Below are 17,782 nucleotides of genomic sequence, written 5' to 3'. Positions count from 1 at the left end.
CGTCTTAAGGCTCACATAGACCGAAGTCCGGTCCTCGACGCTCTGGAATCTGACGGGAACACGCCACCGCAAATGATACACACCACCGCGTTTGACGACCGACATTCCGCGCCCTCCACACCAGTTCTGTGATGCAGATTGTGTGGCAAAATGTGTGGCAAAACAAGGCTACCGGCGGACCGGGTGGGCGGCACCGCGGTGCAACTTATTGAAATATATGGGTAAATAAATTTTACAGCCACGTTTAGTGGCGGAGACGAAGGGATTCGAACCCTCGAGACGGTTCCCCGTCTACTCCCTTAGCAGGGGAGCGCCTTCGACCACTCGGCCACGTCTCCGTCGACCGGTCTACATATCTCGGGGGGCAGGCACAAGAGCAGAAAGACGCTTTGAAGACGAAAAATTTCATCAAAACGAAACATTAGCGGAAACCACCCTTCACTCTAGCACCGCTACTACCGCCCCCACACGGCAAAGCCGCTACAAAACCAAAAGGCGCGCCCCGAACCAACGGGACGCGCCTTGGAATTCGCTATTGTTCGCAGACGGTTACGCGTTGAACAAGAAGTGCAGAACGTCGCCGTCCTTGACCTCGTAGGTCTTGCCTTCGACGCGCATCTTACCGGCTTCCTTGGCGCCGGATTCACCGTTGCCCGCCACGTAATCGTTAAAGGCGATGGTTTCCGCACGGATGAAGCCGCGCTCGAAATCGCCGTGGATCACGCCAGCGGCCTGCGGGGCCAGATAGCCTTTGCGGATGGTCCAGGCGCGGGCCTCTTTGGGGCCGACGGTAAAGTAGGTCTGCAGGCCCAGCAGCGCGTAACCGGCGCGGATCAGGCGGTCCAGACCGGGCTCTTCCAGACCCATCTCGCCAAGGAACATCTCGGCTTCTTCCTTGTCCAGCTGGCTGATCTCTTCTTCGATCTGCGCGCTGATGATGACGGTGCTGGCGCCCTGCTCGGCGGCCATGGCCTCGACCTTGGCGCTGAATTCGTTGCCGGTCGCGGCGGATGCCTCGTCGACGTTGCAGACGTACAGGATCGGCTTCGAGGTCAGAAGCTGGAGCATTTTCCACGCTTTCTTGTCCTCTTCGTCGACCTCGACGGTGCGAGCGGGACGGCCTGCTTCCAGAGCTTCCATCGCTGCCTTCAGCAGGCGCTCTTGGGCCACGGCCTCTTTGTCGCCGCCGCGAACCTTGCGGCTCAGGTTGGCCAGACGCTTTTCGATGCTTTCCAGATCGGCCAGCATCAGCTCGGTCTCGATGACCTCGGCGTCGGTGATGGGGTCAACGCGACCCTCGACGTGGGTGATGTCGTCATCCTCGAAGCAGCGCAGAACCTGCGCGATCGCGTCGGTTTCACGGATGTTGGCCAGGAACTGGTTGCCCAGACCTTCACCCTTGGACGCGCCCTTCACCAGACCGGCGATGTCCACAAAGGTCATGCGGGCGGGAATGATTTCCTTGGAACCGGCGATGCTGGCCAGTTTGTCCAGACGCGCGTCAGGGACGGCCACCTCGCCCACGTTGGGCTCGATGGTGCAAAACGGAAAGTTCGCAGCCTGCGCCGCGGCGGTTTTGGTCAGTGCGTTGAACAGAGTGGACTTGCCCACGTTCGGCAGACCCACAATCCCCATCTTAAAGCCCATAATGCGGCGCTCCTTGTGCTTGATCGGGGGCATCTAGGGGGTCTTGGGGGGGCGGGTCAAGTACGCCGCGCACCATCAACACCAATGTAAGCCATAAGCGCAATGACTCAGGGGGCCCTGCCTTGTAATATTGGCTTCACATAGCGCACCGTTAAATCGGTTCATTTTAACGAAAAGCATAAAGAGCAGTTATGGAAAGCACCCTCATTCACCTGTGCAACGGGTTCATCAAGGACGAATATTTTAGCCTGCTTGATGCGGTCAACCGGATGGGCGATCGCGTCCTGTTAGTTTCAGTTTGGTCTGTGACTGCGGTTCTGGGCCTGATCGCCTTCGCATTTTTCCGCCGTTCGCGCGGGGCCTTGCTGGTGGCCATCGTGGCCAGCATCGGATTCTGGATCATTCAGGGCAGCCTGTCGGTGCAGCAAGCCCGTTACGAACCCCGCATGCGCCAGATCGAAGGCACCTGCTACGAAACCGCCAAAGGCCCCGCCATCACTTGGGGTCTGTCCGCAGGCGACGGCATCAGCGGACCGGACCGCTCGATCGCAGAGCTGCCCTTCTCGGGGCAAATCGCCGAGAGCACCTCGGTCCTGACCCCCTATGTTCCCGTCGAGGTCGGCCCCTTGGGTCACGCCATGGCGGACAGCGCGATCGCCCTGCCCCAGCTTCTGCAAATTCTTCTGGCCGTGCTGGGTCTGGTGTTCCTGCGCCGTGGGCGTCCTGCGGATCTGCCGCCCGCGCCGGTGGTGAATGTCGCGGGCCCCGTGTTCAACATGCCCGAAGGCCAGACCACCCCCGAGGCCCCCAAAACCCCCGCCGACAAGGCCAAGGTTCAGGCCGCCTGAGCCCCTCTGGCGTCCCTACCGCTTGTGCGGGGGGACGTCCTTCCAGATCGCGCTAAAGGCGTCGATCTCCTCGCGGCTCCAGCCCGAGGTCACCCGTTCGGTGCTGGCCGGATGGAACCCCAACCCCAGCTTCTTTTCGGGCCGCAGATTTGTGCTGGGCCGGATCGGGCGCGGCACCAGCCCGCCCCCGCAGGTCGCACAGACGTTATGCAACACCTCTTCGACGCATTTCGCGCAATAGGTGCACTCATAGCTACAAATCCGCGCGTCCTGACTGTCGGGCGGCAGATCGCACCCGCACCATTCGCAATTGGGCCGCAATTCCAGCATCATACTCTCCTGTGTTGAATAGCTTCAGATCAGCGCCCGCCTCGGGGGCCGTCAATCGCCAACAGGCCAGCGCCGCCAAGAAACCGGCCAAACCGCGTGGCAAAGCCCTCGAATGGGGCGTACATGCTTGACCTTGGCCCCCATCCGCGCAACACCTCTCCGAACCATTTACGGACGGGAAGAACATGACTCGGATCGACGCCAAATTTGCCGCACTCAAAGAGCAGAACAAAAAAGGCTTTGTTGCCTACATCATGGGTGGCGATCCCGACTACGACAAATCCCTTGCCGTGATGAAGGCTCTGCCCGCAGCCGGTGTGGACGTGATCGAACTGGGTGTGCCCTTTACCGATCCCATGGCTGACGGCCCGACCATCCAGCTGGCCGGTCAGCGCGCCCTTGCTGGCGGCATGACGCTGGAAAAGACCCTGCAGATGGCCCGCGACTTCCGCAAGGACGACGCCACCACCCCGATCGTTCTGATGGGCTACTACAACCCCATCTACAACCGCGGCGTGGACAAGTTCCTGGATGATGCGGTCGAGGCCGGCATTGACGGTCTGATCATCGTCGACCTGCCCCCCGAAGAGGACGAAGAGCTCTGCATCCCCGCGCAGGCCAAAGGCATCAACTTCATCCGCCTCGCGACCCCGACCACCGATGACAAACGCCTGCCCAAAGTTCTGCAGAACACCAGCGGCTTTGTGTACTATGTCTCGATCACCGGCATCACCGGCGCGGCCGAAGCAAACGCCGCCACCGTCGCCCCCGAGGTCGCGCGCATCAAATCGCAAACCGACCTGCCGATCATCGTCGGCTTCGGCGTCAAATCCCCCGAGACCGCGAAATCCATCGCAGGCATCGCGGACGGCACCGTTGTGGGCTCGGCCATCGTGAACCAGATCGCCGAGGGCAAATCGGTCGAGGATATCGCAGCCTTCGTCAAATCGCTGGCCGACGGCGCCCACGCCGCCTGATCCCAGCCGACTAACCATTCCCAAAGGGCCCCGTCGCGGGCCCTTTTTTCGTGCCCTGAAACATCCCCTCACGCCTTTATAATTAGGCGGATCAGACCGGCCCTCGTACCATCAGCCCATAGCATTGATGTATTCCGAGAGAGCCGATGACAGACGACACCTACATTGTCCGCGCCGACGAGATTGCCCGGATGGAAGGGCTGCACAAAGCCCACTTCCTGAACCCCAACGCACAGCGCGTGAACAAGAGCCTTGGTGATCTGACCGGCCTGACCGGCCTCGGCTTTCACATCATCGAGGTCGCCCCCGGCTTTGAAACCACCGAATTCCACGTCCACCACCACGAGGACGAATGTGTCTACGTGCTGGACGGTACCGCCACCGCCCATATCGGCGAGGCCTCCCACCCCATCGGCCCCGGTGATTTCATCGGCTACCGCGCGGGCGGCCTGCCCCACGGGATCACCAACACCGGCGACACCACTCTGCGCCTCATCGTCGTCGGTCAACGCCTGCCCCACGATGTCGGCGACTACCCCCATCAGAAGAAACGCATTTTCCGCAATCAGGGCCTGCCGTGGACCGTGGTCGATCACGAGCACCTCACAGAACCCACCGCAGGTGCCAAGAAATAACCTTGCCCGAAACCCACGCGATTGGTAAAACTTCCATACCAATTGGAGCGATTTGTTATGCCTGTCATCACCTGCATTCAGGATTTGAAGAAAATCCACGAACGCCGCGCCCCGCGCATGTTCTTTGACTACTGCGAAAGCGGCAGCTGGACGGAACAGACCTTCCGCGAGAACGTCACCGATTACGAAAAAATCCGCCTGCGCCAGCGTGTTGCCGTGGACATGACGGGCCGCAGCCAGAAAACCCAGATCATCGGTCAGGACGCCGCGATGCCCGTGGCCCTGTCCCCCGTCGGCCTGACCGGCATGCAGCATGCCGATGGCGAAATCCTTGCCGCGCGCGCCGCTGGCAAATTCGGCGTGCCCTATACCCTCTCCACCATGTCGATCTGCTCGATCGAGGATGTGGCCGAGAACACCGATAAACCCTTCTGGTTCCAGCTCTACACCATGAAGGACATGGACTACACCACCCGCCTGATCGAACGGGCCAAGGCCGCCAAATGCTCGGCCCTTGTCATCACGCTCGACCTGCAAATCCTTGGCCAGCGCCACAAAGACCTGAAAAACGGCCTCTCCGCTCCGCCGAAGCTGACCCCCAAATCCATCGCGAACCTCGCCACCAAATGGGGCTGGGGCCTCGAGATGCTGCAGACCAAGCGTCGCTTCTTCGGCAACATCGTCGGCCACGCCAAAGGGGTCACTGACACCTCCTCCCTGTCCTCGTGGACGGCCGAGCAGTTTGACCCCGCCCTCGACTGGGGCAAGGTCGCCAAGCTGATGGAAATGTGGGGCGGCAAAGTCATCCTCAAGGGCATTCTGGATGTCGAGGACGCCAAGCGCGCTGCCGAACTGGAACCCGACGCCATCGTCGTGTCGAACCACGGCGGCCGTCAGTTGGACGGTGCCCTCAGCTCGATCCGCATGCTGCGCCCCATCGTGGACGCGGTCGGCCACAAAACCGACGTGCACATCGACAGCGGCATCCGCTCGGGTCAGGACGTGATGAAGGCCCTCGCCATGGGGGCCAAAGCCGCCCACATCGGCCGCGCCTACATCTACGGCCTTGGCGCCATGGGCGAGGCGGGCGTCAGAACCGCGCTCGAGGTCATCCAAAAGGAAATGGACATCTCGATGGCCCTCTGCGGCCGCCAGACCATCGACCAGCTCGACCCCTCGATCCTCCTCATCCCCGAGGATTTCGAGGGCCGCTGGCAGACCACCTAACCAACAAAACGGGGCGGCCTCTTCCCGAAGCCGCCCCTTCATCTTGGTCCAAATATCCCCCGCCGGAGCGGTACCCTGTATGTGTCATGAGGGCGCATGCAGGGTCAATTGTCTTAAATCTTCTAGAAACTTCAAACTGTTAAGCTCTCGTCATGTCTCGCGTTGTCTCAGGGCATCGCAGCCAAAAATGTATATATTCACGGAGCTTAACAATACATGACTCATTACTACAGACTAAAGCCACAACAGCTAAAAACTCTGACCAAAGGCAGACACTGCGACGGCCAAGGCCTTTACTTCAATGCCAGAGGCGAAGGGCGCGGCCAATGGGAATTTCGCTTTAAACTCTGGGGCGTGGAGCATTGGACGGGTCTTGGAGGTTATCCCGCGATTGGCCTGAAAGATGCACGGGAACGCGCAGAGGCGGCTCGAAAAGCTGTCGCTAGTGGCGACAACCCAATCAAGATGAAGCGGCGGGAAAAGGCACTGTTGAACGTCGAAAACGGATCGCTCGCGGTGCTGGTCGAGAAAACGCACGACTCCCTTCGAGCGGAACTGAAGCACGGTGATCCGACGAACAAGTGGTCTTCTCCGCTGCGCACGCATGTCCTGCCGAAGCTAGGCTCAACGCCGATCATGAAGATTGATGCGCATGATCTGGCCCATTGCCTGCGGTCAGCTTGGAAGAATACTCCTGAGTCCGGTCGCAAATCGATGAACTGCCTTCGCAGGGTTTATAAGTACGCCTTTGCACATGGGTTCGATGTGGACATTAGCGAGATCGAGAAAGCCGAAACGTTACTAGGACCACGCAAGAAATCGCAGAAAAACATGCCTGCGATGCATTGGAAGGACGTTCCTGAATTTTACAGAAGACTGAACGACATTTCGATTGATCACCTCGCCCTGCGTCTGTTGATCCTGACCGGATTGCGGACCGATCCAATCCGTCACTTGCGACTGGAGCAGATCGAAGATGATGTCTGGACCGTGCCCGAAGATCACGTGAAGGGTCGCGTCGGACACGCAAAAACATTCCGGTTGCCGCTTGGTCCAGAATCGCAGGCCGTTATCAAACTGGCGAAACGTCATGAGTGGAATGGCTACTTGTTTCCCAATTCGAAGGGCAAAGCATTGGACCGCATGGCCTTGATCACGCTGATGAAAGGGTTCGGGATCACGGCACGTCCCCACGGGTTCCGGTCGGCAGTGCGTACTTGGATTTCAGAAACCACCGATACGACTGAGGAAGTCGCTGAGGCCTGCATCGGGCACTTCGAAGCCAACAAGGTGGTGAAGGCCTACAAGCGAACGGACTTCTTCGAAAAGCGGGTGCCGATCATGATGGACTGGGAAAAATACGTGATCAGCGGCAAAAGTTAAAAAGTGTAAACGCCGTTTTAATGATCCTTTGGTATCCATGTTTCCATAACCTGAAGGAAACAATATGGAAGACCGATTTATCAGATGTAACCAAGTCGAAGAACTGACCGGCCAGAGCCGCTCCACAATCTACCGGAAGATCGCGAATGACGAGTTTCCGAAACCCATCAAAACCAGCGCGCGAGCCAGCCGCTGGAGGTTAAGCGAGATCAACGAATGGATGGAAAGCCTTCCACGACTGTAGCCAACTAAACAGGCCGAGTGTTCATCGCTCGGCCTGTTTGCTTTGATGAACGAAACCACCCGTCATTTCGATCTCGGCTCTACATCTTCCCAATGCTTGTTCTTCGGTAATGTCTTGGCACGTCGGGCGATGTCGCTGAAAGACACAGGCATAAAATCCCAAACATCCACACCCACGTTCATCGAGTTATTCGAGCCTTTCCAACTAACATGGACGTGGCCGAACAGTTGCAGCGCCCCTTTGCGCGCGTTGTTCCACGTAATCATCGGATAGTGGCAGAGGGTGTTTGCCTGTCCGTTAGGACCATCGGGCAGTTCAACCAAATGAGACACAGAGGTCCACGGCAACTGAAGCGTTGGCGCAAGATCGTGGTTCCCCACGACCAGGTGTTTCTCTGCGCCAGGAAGCTGGAGAAAAACTGCGTCCAAGTACGCAGGGTCTTTGGCCTTCGCACCGAAAGCAAAGTCGCCCAATATCCAGAGTTGGTCTTCCGACCCGACAACTTTCCACATGTTTTCAATCAGCGTCGTATCCATCTGTGCGACGGAGCTAAAAGGGCGCTTGCAGTGGGACAAGATGTTCTCGTGCCCAAAGTGGGTGTCGGCAGTGTACCAGATTTTCATATAGCCAACCCATCCTCAGAGAAACAAACCCTTACTGCCAAGATGGGAGTGGCGGATCAAGAAATAAATCGGCCCATCGCCGCCGCTAGCCAAGGCCTGTATCTTCGCAGTGCAGCTTCACGAGAACGGACTTTCGAGGCATCCCACACCATTCTTGACAGGCTAAGGTCTGCAATGCGCTTGGGGGAGGTCGTGCGGCGGCGCAGCACCAGAGGTGTGCGCTCGTTTTGGCAGACTTTATATCCCAGCCCTTTCCAGTCATCCGAGCTTGGTTGCTGTGACTGCCCTCTACAGGAATGACGTGAAAAAGGGTAACCCCCCTCGACATTGATGGAAGATAAGAAAGGAATGCCATCAGAGCCGAGCACCGCCTCAATAAGCTCCAAGAGAGTCTCAAGTGAGGGCTTAACTTGGAACGCAAAATGAAGTCATATAATGAAAGCCGGCGAAATTCTTCGGCTCAAAAGCAAAGAAGGACGGCCTTCATACCTAGTGTGTCTACGATTTTCGACTGCGCTTACTTTTTTCGGGGGCGCGTGGTGCGTGCCTCGTATGCAGTGAGTATATTAGCGGTTAGCGCCACTCCTTTCTCCAAGTATTCTTTTCCACCGTTGTCTACTTGCATAAGCAACGCGCGCCCAATCAGTTCTGGGGGAAAACCTTCCGCGATCACCTTGCGCAAAACCTCACTCAAAGACATTTGTTCCAAACCTGTTTTTGATAACGGGTCCTTATCGTGATCCGTTTGATCGAAGAGGTCACGCAGCTTGCCGGGTGGTTGTGGATCGGCTTTCTGTTCTAATATTGCTGCCGTTCGAACAGGCGTACTCTGCGGACTAGAGAACTCACGAGGCTGTGCCCTATAACGTACCAAAACTGATTGGCCAAAGGGTAGATTGAACCAGCCAATGTTCTCTTTTTCGTTCTCCTTTACTGGAAAGCCTTCAATTTCTTTCAACGGCCCAATACCATTGAGATAGAGATTGCCATCAAGTAGTCCGACTGCGTCAATAGCTGTCTTCTCTGGCCGCCAATTCCTTAGATTTGGATAGCGAAATGAACGCGCGTCGCGCTTTTCAGAAATATTTGCTAGACGCTCTGCTTCTGTAAGAATGTAATTTCTGTCTTGAAGATCAAATTCACACCGCTGGTTCGTACACGCGCCGATAATGGCTCCCGCCATCGTCGCTATGGAATCGGTATCAGTCCCAAGAGCATTCGCCACCGTTAGAAGGGTGTCATGAGGTAATTGGGTGTTCGCCCGGGATGCTACAAATGAAGCCAAGATCGCCGTTTTAGTGCCTGAGCCTCTGGAAGAAGACTCAAATGCGCCTAGCGCTTTTGCTACCTTTGGATAAATCTCATTGAGAGGCTCTGATTTAAATCCATTCAGTTCTTTGATGTCAACTAAAATCTCATCAATTACCGTGAAGCAGGCTTCTTGAATTTCGCAGCTATTGGCTTCATTCCACGCTCCGATCCAAAAAGTTCTGAGGTCACCATCAGCTTCTATTAGATCTGGGACACGCTGGAGAGTTTCGAGAAAATCTAAGCAGTCCTCAAGATCAGGCGCGTGTCCCTCACGCATTGCGAAGGCCAATGATGCAGCATGAAAACAGGCACCAAGAATCCCCCGCATATGCCCATGAGTACAAATTGAGTTTTTGACCACATCAGTTAGAATTGCGTCTATATCTAACAGATTGCTTGATGCCCAAACATGAGGTTGTATCCTCATTGCGGCTCCGTTGCCGCCACCATTCACATAGCGTGATTTTTTGTTGTCGAAGAAATTCGAGTACCAAGTTGCTGATGTGCGAGACAAGTTGGCAACAGCTTCTTTAGACCCGACACCTGCACCAAGTGCGTAGTTTGCCCACGCGGGCAATTCGACTTTGGCAAATGCAGAAACGTCGAAGCTACCGTCTGATCGAATAGCACGGGAAGTTGCCAGTCGTAGTTGCGTGTCATCTGAGTAAGTGCCTGCTGGCAGATCAAAAGTTTGACCACTATAGCCTCCGACTTTCCGCTTCCACGGATGAGTGTGTTCGACCTTTTCTCTACCCAACCGATATTCAACACGTTCGGCATCCGCCAATTCAGTCATGAACCCTAAGGCGTCGCCGTAGGCTGCCCACTCGGCAGATAGTCTATTTTGTTTTCTGCGGTCCATAACACTCTGATCTTTCTTCAAACTTTTCAGGGCACACTATCACATCTACATCGCGATGAAATGTAGCCTTAAGAAATCCAACCACTTCCGACTGATCTGCACCAGTTTTCACGTAGATGTGACGCAAATATTCCGTTGATAATTCGGAAGGATACAATGCTTCGGCCTGAAAGCAGGTAGGATAGTTCGGTGGCACAGTTGCATGTCGTGTCACCACATTTCCATGCCACCGAGATACCCGCTCGGAGAACAGTTTCTCGAATGCGCCCTCGCCCATGCCTCTCTTTACAGAGCTATATATGTTATTGGTCGTTGCGAAAACCACTCCTTCATGGCTTAAGACACTGGGATCGAACGCTAAAATGCACCAAAAAATTGGCTCGTCTCTATGCCACTTACCAGCGCTGACGTTGAAAAACTGTGTGTTGATGTGCTCAACAGACAAGCTGATGTGATCGAGGTATGCAGTGTCACGCCGTAGTTCGGCGTTAGCTGCAAACAAGTACTGCACCATTTCATCTTCTTGCAACTTCGCCCTGGACAATAGCTTTTGGGCGTAAAGAGTACCGAGGCAGCCATGGTTCGTAGTAAAATGCACCACTTCACCAATGCCTCTTGCGGTAACGATATCTTGGATGCTCATAGATTTATAGTCTCTACCAAGTTTCCTGGAATTCCTGCAAGTAGCGGCAAATCCTCTCCAGGCTTAGATCCTAGAAGTACTGACTGCCTCGCCCGTCCAACGCCCATTGCAATCAGTCTCCGATGGGCATCAAAACGATCATCGTCCGGCTCCGTACCGTAGGAGGCGTGCTGGGCTGCCAACCCGATCATGAACACATGATCAAATTCTAGGCCCTTCGCACTATGAAAAGTACATAATCCAATGTTTTCGGGACCTTCGGGCCACTCCTTTGCGCCTTGCAGTTCGCAAAACTCAAACTCGTTGTCGCACAATGCCTTCCGAATATCCTTAAACCAACCGCCGCCCTTTAGATGGAGAAAGCCTACAGTTTCGGTGGTCAAGTCAATCTGACGTAGTCTGCTGATTGCGTAGTCCAGCTGCCTATTAAATTGACCTTTTATCCACTGCGGTAGATCTCCTTGGCGCTGGCAAAGTGTCGGATCAGGCAAACTACCATCGTCGTCTATAGGCAGTCCATCGGCAATCGATGCTGCCAACGCGGCGATTTCTAGTGTGTTTCGATAGTTGTTGCGCAGTCGAAAACTGCGGGCAGGCGCGATTTGAATACCTGCTTCGGCCCACGGTCCCCCACGAGGGTAAATTCGCTGCGTTGTATCTGTAACAATAGTGATAGTGGCGTCATCCGCCGCGTGCTGCATTATTGCTCGAAGTTGATTTGCAGATAGGTCCTGTGCTTCATCTGCAATGATGACATCGTATTGGAAATCCGGTTCCTTACGCATCATTTCCACCGCAATGTCGTTAAAGTCTTGAGCGCCGGTTGCTTCCTTCCAGCTTAGATAAGGGGTGACCACTTCATCCAATAGCTGTTTTCGAAGTTCTTGAGGCATTGCGGGCGAGTTTCCTCGACCGGTCCTTCTCATCGTAAGGTAATCATTGAGTCGATCCGGATGAAGTCTACCTAAGAGGTATTCAACTTCATCTATGACAAATGCTTGGTCACGGGGAAAGCCACGCGCCAATTTCCTCAAATGTATCTGTGCCGCTTCCTTGTTGCACATTTTTTCTGAAAGAGTGTCTAAAGCCCACCGATCAAACGTAGAAACGAACAACTGAGCGTCATTGACGTAATCGGCCATCTCTTCTTCAACTACCGCGGTAATGTAACTGCGTAGCGAGTTGTAGTAGGTGAGAACAAGAACTCTTGCTGGAAGTTTGCCTTCATTCCTCAACTGGTTAACTGCGGAGCCAGTCGCTGCCCTTAAAGCTAGAAGGGCAGTTGTGGTTTTACCACTTCCAGCAGCCCCTTTGATCAACGATACTCCACTCTGGATTCGGCGAATGATGCCAATTTGTTCGGGAGTCGGCCTAACCTGACGGAGTACCTGCATATTTTAATTCCTTTGTATCAATTTAAAGCCTCAGTTTGACGCGTTTTTTGCGCCAGTGAGTTGACTTGGCCATCGTGCACAGCAAGATAAAATACCAATTCGACATGCACTTACCTGAAAGTTGCGCTAATTTCCAAGCAACAATTCTACCAATCTCATTGGAAGCTGTCCGACAACAAAAAAGCTGGCTGAAGGTCACCGTTGATATGCTGGATTACCCATAGATGGCGTATATCAACTATCTGCTCACGCATGACCAGGCTCTTGAAGCAGAGATTTGAGGTCGACTGAGGACCGTTTATAACGAGAATTTGACGTTACCGCTGCGATATTGCAAAGCCTGCTCCGCGCGCGTCGCCGTCAATCTTCCAATGGGAAGCCAAAGCCGGCTCACCGCCCAACAATGCGTTCGGGAAATAGAACTGATCTCCATCAGCAAGAAATTGGCCTTTGTTTTAATTCGCAGTCACTAGTGTCCGGGTGACATTATTATAGACACAGATACCGCATAGATTGTGATATTCACATCGAGTATCACTCAAAACGAGATTTCTTATGCCCCCTAGCAGATTGAGCCTTCGACGCATTCGGAACCGCCAAGCACGCTCCTCGCAGCCGGAGGCCACGGATGCGCAGATCGCCCGCATCGATGCACTGACCGCCACTGGCCGAACGAACTGGTTTGCGCTGCTGGCCTACCTTGCTTTCGTCATCGTGACCACGCTCGGGGTGGAGGACGTAGATTTCTTCGTCGATAGCCGTCAGACCCAACTTCCAATCGTTGGGGTCTCGATCCCCACGTTCTCGTTCTTCATTTTCGCTCCGGTGCTTGGCGCTGCCCTTTACGTCTATCTCCACCTCCACATCCGCAAAGTGACAGAGGCCCTAGGCAAGCCACCGCTTGGCCCGCCACCACTACTCGATGGAACGCCCATCGAGACCCACATCAAACCTTGGCTCCTCAACGACTTTGTGCTGCGCCAGCGTCGGGATGGAGCCGTCTCCGCTCGTCCGCTTGACACTCTGTCATGGCTGACCACTTGGGCACTGGTCTGGTTCGCTGGCCCTTTTGTTCTCGGGCTGATGTGGTGGCGTGGCTGGCCCGCGCATAATCTCTTGATGTCGGCGATCAACGCGCTGTGCCTAATGGTTGCGATCTACGCTAGTGCACTGTCTTGGACGAAAATGCGCAGCGATGCAGGCCGTCGCATGACCCCTGGCGTGATCTTTACCTCTGCGGTGTGCGGACTGCTTTGCCTACCAGTCGCTTGGCTGACAGCTGCCAACAGTAAAGGCATCGCCGAATGGGTCATTGCCTATGATAAATCTGCCGACGGAAGCACGCGCACTTGGGCGGAACGGCAAGAGGCTTGGGTGAGAAACAAGTCCGACGATCCTGAGCGCACCATCTACGACAAAATTAGGATCTGGTCTTGGGACAATGGCACCGAACTGTTGCAGCTAGACTCGCCCGACCTCAGCGAAGCTCCGCTGTCTGTGCTGCCACCAGAGCACGCTGACCTTAATACGGCCCGCCATCGGTACCGCGTCCAATGGTGCCAGAGATACGGGCTAACTCCTGAAGTTTGCGGCGGCAATCCAGTCAACAGCGATGATACAACAAATGCCCTATGGCAGGCACGCCAGACTTGGTGCGCCGAGACTGGATTAACCGACTGTGGTACCTACTTCGCCGCGCTCGAAGATGATTTCACCAAACGTGAATGGCCGGCGTACCGTAGCAGCGTAGTCGCCTACATCGGCAAACCCAATCTCTCTGGGAAGGATTTGCGCGCTGCGATCCTAAACAACGCCGATCTTTCAGGTGTCGATTTTGGCGGTGCCAATTTGAAATTGGCGGACCTCAAAGGAGGCAATCTGGAGAGAGCAAACCTCAGTGAGGCGAATATGGATGGAGCAGAATTGGACTTTGCAAAGCTAACAGGAGCAAACCTTGGCAAAGCGAAGATGAAAGAAGCAAACCTATCCCATGCGAGTATGGAAGGAGCAAATTTCAGCGGAGCGGATATGGAAAAGGCAGTCATTACCTTGGCAAACTTGGAGGGGGCAGACCTCAGTTGGGCTTATCTAGAAAAGGTAAATTTCAGTGAGGCAAATTTGGAGGAAGCGAAATTTGAACCGGCGTATCTGGCGGAGGCAAGCTTCGAGGGAGCCAGAATGGAGAGGGCTAGCTTCAGAGGGGCGTATCTGGAAGGGGCAGACCTCGGCTTTTCGCACATGGAAGGAGCAAACTTCAGCGGAGCGAAAATGAAAGGAGCCTACTTGGATTGGGCGCATATGGAAATGGCAAATTTCAGCGGGGCTGATCTGGAAAGGGCAACTCTCGATCATGCAAAGATGGAAGGGGCAGTCCTCAACTTGTCAGCTTTGATAGGAACTGAAGACGAGCCACTGATTTTAGAATACACAGATTTGCGTGCGGTAATTAACACTGGCGGCGCACTGAGATTCGTGGATCTCCGCCCTGCAATCTTTGATGCAGATACTGACTTTCGAAACTCTTTCGGAGACGCCACCGCCACACTTCCTGACAATGTCGAACGTCCTTGCCAATGGGCATCCGAACGCCTCTCGCACGCTGAATTTTATGCCCGCTGGAAGGGCTGGCTGGAGGCCGCACCTTCGCGACCGGTAACGGAAGAAGGCAACGAAAAATGGGATATCATTGCGCCCGATGAGTGGAAAGAGGTAGTAGCAGCGCCCCCTCCAACGGGGTGTAGCTGGCACGAATAGCGTTAGTTCAACATTGATCGGTCCCGGAGCGTTGGAGCCGAAGTAATCATGCCGACTTTTCGCAGAGGGATTGGAGATAAAGTATATTTAGGCGCTGTTGTCGGTGATCTGTGCGAAACCACGAGAGCGGGGCTAGCGATACGTGAATATTGTGCGAATGACAACTGAACCAAATTTCCTACACAAAGAATTTTTTGTGTAGGAAACGCCCGCTTGCCTAGTTGGAGATGGTCGCCATCTCGGACCGAATCCGTTTCTCAGTCCAAATATGGTTGCAACAAGCCAAAAGGCTCGTCGCAAAGCTCCCTCGCCCAAGCGCAAAACTCCAGCACATCCAGACGCCGTTCGCAGAGTTCAACCTTCGCCACGTATGATGGCGGCTTCCCCAGTATCGCGGCTAGTTGAGCCTGAGACAGGCCTTTGGCTTTGCGTACTGCGACCAGAGATTTGATCAGGTCACGGTGCGCCTGTGTGTGAAGGGTGCCAGCCATAGTGGGGTCCGTAAGGTATCGACACACCCTCCTACGCTCGATAATCATTACTCCCAAAATAGGAGCGATTCGATGCCTGATCCTGACTCGGCCTTCATCGCAGATACCCGCATTTGCATGCCCGGCGGCTTTGCCCTTTTCATGCTTCGCTGCCGTGGAAGCGCCCCGCCCGAAGACATTGAAATGCTGCTGTCCCTTGGCCTCATTGCTCAGACACCCGTTGGACCTTTCCAAATCACGCAGAAAGGACGGGATCTTACCGATCCTCATCCCATGGGCCTGAACGAAGGCAGTCTTCTATCCATGTCGTGCATTCTCCACATGCAGGGCATTGGCCCTCTGGAAGTTATGCGAAAGCGCGCTGAAAGCGTAATCACGCCCGACAGCTTTCTACCAGACCCCTACATCTGCAAGTTCCAAAGTCGGCTCGCAGAATTGGCGCAGCATGGCCTGACTCGCTACAAGAGCGATGGCCCTTCGGCGTTCAAATCAGAGTAGGTGCCTTAAGCCCCGGCAAAGTTCGGAGCGATCATCGCGGCGCAACAGACTGTTGCGCCGATGTGGGGCCGTCGCAGTTACTTATAGGCTTATCTTCTTGGCTTTCGCAGAGGTCAGAATTTTCTGGAAGCGTCGCGTTCACGGTAGGTCCAGATTTCAGGGGGTTTCTAATCGGTGCAGGTCCAGCGCGGAGCTTTTGGCGAACGCTATCTAGACCTAAGAGTACTTTCTGAAGCACTGAAAGTGGTCGCACTGCACGCCGAATGCGCGCCTCAAATTGCACAAGGAAGTCTTGCAATCCATAGAGCCTTGGCTGGTCAGGACGTGCAGTGCCTTTAGCTGAATGGGCTTGGCTTTGATGTGGTAACGGTAGGGTTATGGGCGCGCTTTCAATTTTTGTAGCGATTTCCCCAAAGCCCGCATAAGTTGGTCCTGCTCCTCCATGCGCTCCAACAGCTGGGCATTCTGTGCCTGTTGCTCCTTTAACTGGTGCAGCAGCGGGTCCAACGCTTGGCTGATCTGGAAGGGCAGCGCGAGTATCGCCTGAAGCACCTCTTGTTGCGCCGCCGTGTTCGTCACCAAGTGTAGGGCCAATGGCGCGTTCAAGGCTGCGCTCTTTTGCTTCGCTGAGTTTCTGAAAGTCTCGGTCTCTGACATAGGAAAATCCTCTCTTCTCTAAATTCTTCAATGAAAAGCCCCGTCCAAGGGCGGACGCGGATAAAACATGCCCGTTTAGGCCAAAGGCAAAGCCAGACAGCCTGCCAGTTGTCGCGGATATATTCGGGCGCACATCGACGCCGCAGCCTTCCAACGCATCGACGAAATCGGATGCTGTGATGGGTGTCGCGGTCAGGTCTGTCAGCAACTGCTGCAGTTGCGCTTTCGATGAGATTTCGCCCTTTTCAGCCAACATCAATTCACCGGATTTCGGAGCGGCGACGTGATCGGCTTTGCGATCTGGTTTGAGCAAGTGGGATGGCGCGACTGGGATCAGCTTGAAGGTCGTTTCAATCTCTCGGATCAGCGCTTCACTGCGGCGATAGTCGTGGCTGTCAGAGACGACTGTGCCATCCAGCGTGATCCGGCTGGCCGCGATATGAATGTGGTCGCCATGGCAGACGGTCACGTAGGCCCGAAAGCCCATCCCCTTAGCCCAGTGGTCGCCGATGGCTGCCCACTCCTGATCGGTCAGGTCGCGGTCTTCTACAGGCAAGGAAATGGACATGTGCGCTGTGTTTTTTGAAAGGGAGGGGCGCAGCTTCTTTAGGGACGCAAATTGTCTCTTTGCCGAACGCCGATCAAACCCGAGCGTCCCGCCAACAATCGCAACCTTTGGCCGAAGCCGCCCTTGGTTGTCCGTCCCGCCCAAAAGGTAATCGATAAGCCCACTGGCGTTGGATCCCTTGATGAGCTTACCGATTGCCATGGTCACCTCCGATCAGCCCTTCCCTGACTGCCTTGAGGGTGCGCGAGACGTTGACGAGTGCGAGAGCAAACTTTTCGGAATGGTCGAAGTGACCTTGGTTCGCATGGAGTGTGAGCTGATTGAGGTTGGCAGCCGTCCGCGCCAGTTCTGCCCACGTCACCTGATTTATCTCTGGTATCGGCCTTGGGACGCTTTGGCCTAGCAGGCGACGGCGCGCATAGTCTGAAAGCTTCAAGTTGCCTGCTTTCCCGCGTAGTCTGTCATACTCGGCCTCTGTGAGCCGAATGTTCAGATGCCTGCAGCGTCGCGCCGCAACCTTGGGTCTGCCGCCCGTGTTCCCTCGTTTCATAATTGCCTCGCTGTCGTGCAGGACGCAAGCGGTCCCCAAAAGGCACCACACGACGTCCGCAATAGGCAGGTAGGTTTCGAGTATTAAGGGAACGTTTACACTTTGAGTGTGCGGTGCAGCTTCAAGGCAGTGCCAAGATC

The 17,782-nt window shown here is 55.1% G+C and carries 17 protein-coding genes and 1 tRNA gene; 8 read left to right on the top strand and 10 right to left on the bottom strand.

Annotation, left to right across the window (positions count from 1 at the left end):
- Nucleotides 1-248 precede the first annotated feature (248 nt).
- Nucleotides 249-338: transfer RNA gene (locus HJ536_RS16245), tRNA-Ser, on the bottom strand.
- 211 nt (nt 339-549) lie between these two features.
- The gene (ychF, locus tag HJ536_RS16240; protein ID WP_176855826.1) at nt 550-1,647 is read right to left on the bottom strand and encodes a redox-regulated ATPase YchF; all 1,098 of its coding nucleotides are present in this window, start codon (nt 1,645-1,647) and stop codon (nt 550-552) included.
- A 191-nt stretch (nt 1,648-1,838) separates the two neighbouring features.
- On the opposite strand from ychF, the gene HJ536_RS16235 reads away from it, so the two are divergent.
- A complete protein-coding gene (locus tag HJ536_RS16235) occupies nt 1,839-2,495 on the top strand; it encodes a hypothetical protein (RefSeq protein WP_177158513.1) in 657 nt (218 codons plus the stop codon).
- A gap of 15 nt (nt 2,496-2,510) precedes the next feature.
- Here HJ536_RS16235 and HJ536_RS16230 read toward each other — a convergent pair whose 3' ends face one another.
- A complete protein-coding gene (locus tag HJ536_RS16230; RefSeq protein WP_177158512.1) occupies nt 2,511-2,825 on the bottom strand; it encodes a DUF1272 domain-containing protein in 315 nt (104 codons plus the stop codon).
- 185 nt (nt 2,826-3,010) lie between these two features.
- On the opposite strand from HJ536_RS16230, the gene trpA reads away from it, so the two are divergent.
- The 5 genes from trpA to HJ536_RS16205 all read left to right on the top strand — a co-directional run bounded on the left by trpA (nt 3,011) and on the right by HJ536_RS16205 (nt 7,291).
- The gene (trpA, locus tag HJ536_RS16225) at nt 3,011-3,802 is read left to right on the top strand and encodes a tryptophan synthase subunit alpha (protein ID WP_177158511.1); all 792 of its coding nucleotides are present in this window, start codon (nt 3,011-3,013) and stop codon (nt 3,800-3,802) included.
- Between the two features lie 146 nt (nt 3,803-3,948).
- Nucleotides 3,949-4,437, top strand: a complete 489-nt coding sequence (locus HJ536_RS16220) for a cupin domain-containing protein (protein WP_177158510.1) — start codon at nt 3,949-3,951, stop codon at nt 4,435-4,437.
- A gap of 57 nt (nt 4,438-4,494) precedes the next feature.
- Nucleotides 4,495-5,664 carry an alpha-hydroxy acid oxidase gene (locus tag HJ536_RS16215; RefSeq protein WP_177158509.1) on the top strand — a complete coding sequence of 390 codons (1,170 nt, stop codon included), beginning with the start codon at nt 4,495-4,497 and terminating at the stop codon, nt 5,662-5,664.
- Between the two features lie 216 nt (nt 5,665-5,880).
- Nucleotides 5,881-7,047 carry a tyrosine-type recombinase/integrase gene (locus tag HJ536_RS16210; protein ID WP_177158508.1) on the top strand — a complete coding sequence of 389 codons (1,167 nt, stop codon included), beginning with the start codon at nt 5,881-5,883 and terminating at the stop codon, nt 7,045-7,047.
- Between the two features lie 64 nt (nt 7,048-7,111).
- Complete coding sequence (locus tag HJ536_RS16205; RefSeq protein WP_177158507.1) at nt 7,112-7,291, top strand: helix-turn-helix transcriptional regulator; 180 nt, start codon at nt 7,112-7,114, stop codon at nt 7,289-7,291.
- A gap of 62 nt (nt 7,292-7,353) precedes the next feature.
- Here HJ536_RS16205 and HJ536_RS16200 read toward each other — a convergent pair whose 3' ends face one another.
- From HJ536_RS16200 to HJ536_RS16185, 4 genes are all read right to left on the bottom strand, one after another.
- Entirely contained in the window at nt 7,354-7,914 is a 561-nt protein-coding gene (locus tag HJ536_RS16200; RefSeq protein ID WP_177158506.1) for a metallophosphoesterase, read from the bottom strand.
- A 517-nt stretch (nt 7,915-8,431) separates the two neighbouring features.
- Complete coding sequence (locus HJ536_RS16195) at nt 8,432-10,087, bottom strand: ADP-ribosylglycohydrolase family protein (protein ID WP_177158505.1); 1,656 nt, start codon at nt 10,085-10,087, stop codon at nt 8,432-8,434.
- A complete protein-coding gene (locus tag HJ536_RS16190) occupies nt 10,065-10,730 on the bottom strand; it encodes a DarT ssDNA thymidine ADP-ribosyltransferase family protein (protein WP_177158504.1) in 666 nt (221 codons plus the stop codon). The genes HJ536_RS16195 and HJ536_RS16190 overlap by 23 nt, the downstream gene beginning before the upstream one ends.
- A complete protein-coding gene (locus tag HJ536_RS16185) occupies nt 10,727-12,124 on the bottom strand; it encodes a UvrD-helicase domain-containing protein (RefSeq protein WP_177158503.1) in 1,398 nt (465 codons plus the stop codon). Before HJ536_RS16185 ends, HJ536_RS16190 begins: the two co-directional genes overlap by 4 nt.
- 555 nt (nt 12,125-12,679) lie before the next feature.
- Here HJ536_RS16185 and HJ536_RS16180 point away from each other — a divergent pair.
- Complete coding sequence (locus tag HJ536_RS16180; RefSeq protein WP_177158502.1) at nt 12,680-14,878, top strand: pentapeptide repeat-containing protein; 2,199 nt, start codon at nt 12,680-12,682, stop codon at nt 14,876-14,878.
- Nucleotides 14,879-15,135: 257 nt separating this feature from the next.
- Here HJ536_RS16180 and HJ536_RS16175 read toward each other — a convergent pair whose 3' ends face one another.
- Nucleotides 15,136-15,369 carry a helix-turn-helix domain-containing protein gene (locus HJ536_RS16175; protein WP_177158501.1) on the bottom strand — a complete coding sequence of 78 codons (234 nt, stop codon included), beginning with the start codon at nt 15,367-15,369 and terminating at the stop codon, nt 15,136-15,138.
- A 72-nt stretch (nt 15,370-15,441) separates the two neighbouring features.
- Between HJ536_RS16175 and HJ536_RS16170 the strand changes: the two genes are divergently transcribed.
- Nucleotides 15,442-15,867 carry a hypothetical protein gene (locus HJ536_RS16170; protein WP_177158500.1) on the top strand — a complete coding sequence of 142 codons (426 nt, stop codon included), beginning with the start codon at nt 15,442-15,444 and terminating at the stop codon, nt 15,865-15,867.
- Between the two features lie 31 nt (nt 15,868-15,898).
- Here HJ536_RS16170 and HJ536_RS16165 read toward each other — a convergent pair whose 3' ends face one another.
- Together HJ536_RS16165 and HJ536_RS21270 are read right to left on the bottom strand one after the other, a co-directional pair.
- Nucleotides 15,899-17,293, bottom strand: a complete 1,395-nt coding sequence (locus HJ536_RS16165; protein ID WP_177158499.1) for a relaxase/mobilization nuclease domain-containing protein — start codon at nt 17,291-17,293, stop codon at nt 15,899-15,901.
- Nucleotides 17,280-17,642 (bottom strand): plasmid mobilization protein, encoded by a 363-nt coding sequence (locus HJ536_RS21270; protein ID WP_420811098.1) that lies wholly within the window; start codon nt 17,640-17,642, stop codon nt 17,280-17,282. Before HJ536_RS21270 ends, HJ536_RS16165 begins: the two co-directional genes overlap by 14 nt.
- Nucleotides 17,643-17,782 lie beyond the last annotated feature (140 nt).

Origin of the sequence: Donghicola mangrovi, assembly GCF_013377535.1 — a bacterium.
Lineage (GTDB): Bacteria > Pseudomonadota > Alphaproteobacteria > Rhodobacterales > Rhodobacteraceae > Donghicola > Donghicola mangrovi.
Note: the sequence above shows the minus strand (reverse complement) of the source record. Positions and strands in the feature narration are given on the sequence as shown.

Coding starts and splice junctions, on each gene's coding strand:
- HJ536_RS16235 (WP_177158513.1), top strand. CDS start 1,839: ATGGAAAGCACCCTCATTCACCTGTGCAACGGGTTCATCAAGGACGAA.
- HJ536_RS16210 (WP_177158508.1), top strand. CDS start 5,881: ATGACTCATTACTACAGACTAAAGCCACAACAGCTAAAAACTCTGACC.
- HJ536_RS16230 (WP_177158512.1), bottom strand. CDS start 2,825: ATGCTGGAATTGCGGCCCAATTGCGAATGGTGCGGGTGCGATCTGCCG.
- HJ536_RS16215 (WP_177158509.1), top strand. CDS start 4,495: ATGCCTGTCATCACCTGCATTCAGGATTTGAAGAAAATCCACGAACGC.
- HJ536_RS16165 (WP_177158499.1), bottom strand. CDS start 17,293: ATGGCAATCGGTAAGCTCATCAAGGGATCCAACGCCAGTGGGCTTATC.
- HJ536_RS16175 (WP_177158501.1), bottom strand. CDS start 15,369: ATGGCTGGCACCCTTCACACACAGGCGCACCGTGACCTGATCAAATCT.
- HJ536_RS16205 (WP_177158507.1), top strand. CDS start 7,112: ATGGAAGACCGATTTATCAGATGTAACCAAGTCGAAGAACTGACCGGC.
- HJ536_RS16195 (WP_177158505.1), bottom strand. CDS start 10,087: ATGGACCGCAGAAAACAAAATAGACTATCTGCCGAGTGGGCAGCCTAC.
- HJ536_RS16200 (WP_177158506.1), bottom strand. CDS start 7,914: ATGAAAATCTGGTACACTGCCGACACCCACTTTGGGCACGAGAACATC.
- HJ536_RS16190 (WP_177158504.1), bottom strand. CDS start 10,730: ATGAGCATCCAAGATATCGTTACCGCAAGAGGCATTGGTGAAGTGGTG.
- ychF (WP_176855826.1), bottom strand. CDS start 1,647: ATGGGCTTTAAGATGGGGATTGTGGGTCTGCCGAACGTGGGCAAGTCC.
- HJ536_RS21270 (WP_420811098.1), bottom strand. CDS start 17,642: ATGAAACGAGGGAACACGGGCGGCAGACCCAAGGTTGCGGCGCGACGC.
- HJ536_RS16180 (WP_177158502.1), top strand. CDS start 12,680: ATGCCCCCTAGCAGATTGAGCCTTCGACGCATTCGGAACCGCCAAGCA.
- trpA (WP_177158511.1), top strand. CDS start 3,011: ATGACTCGGATCGACGCCAAATTTGCCGCACTCAAAGAGCAGAACAAA.
- HJ536_RS16220 (WP_177158510.1), top strand. CDS start 3,949: ATGACAGACGACACCTACATTGTCCGCGCCGACGAGATTGCCCGGATG.
- HJ536_RS16170 (WP_177158500.1), top strand. CDS start 15,442: ATGCCTGATCCTGACTCGGCCTTCATCGCAGATACCCGCATTTGCATG.
- HJ536_RS16185 (WP_177158503.1), bottom strand. CDS start 12,124: ATGCAGGTACTCCGTCAGGTTAGGCCGACTCCCGAACAAATTGGCATC.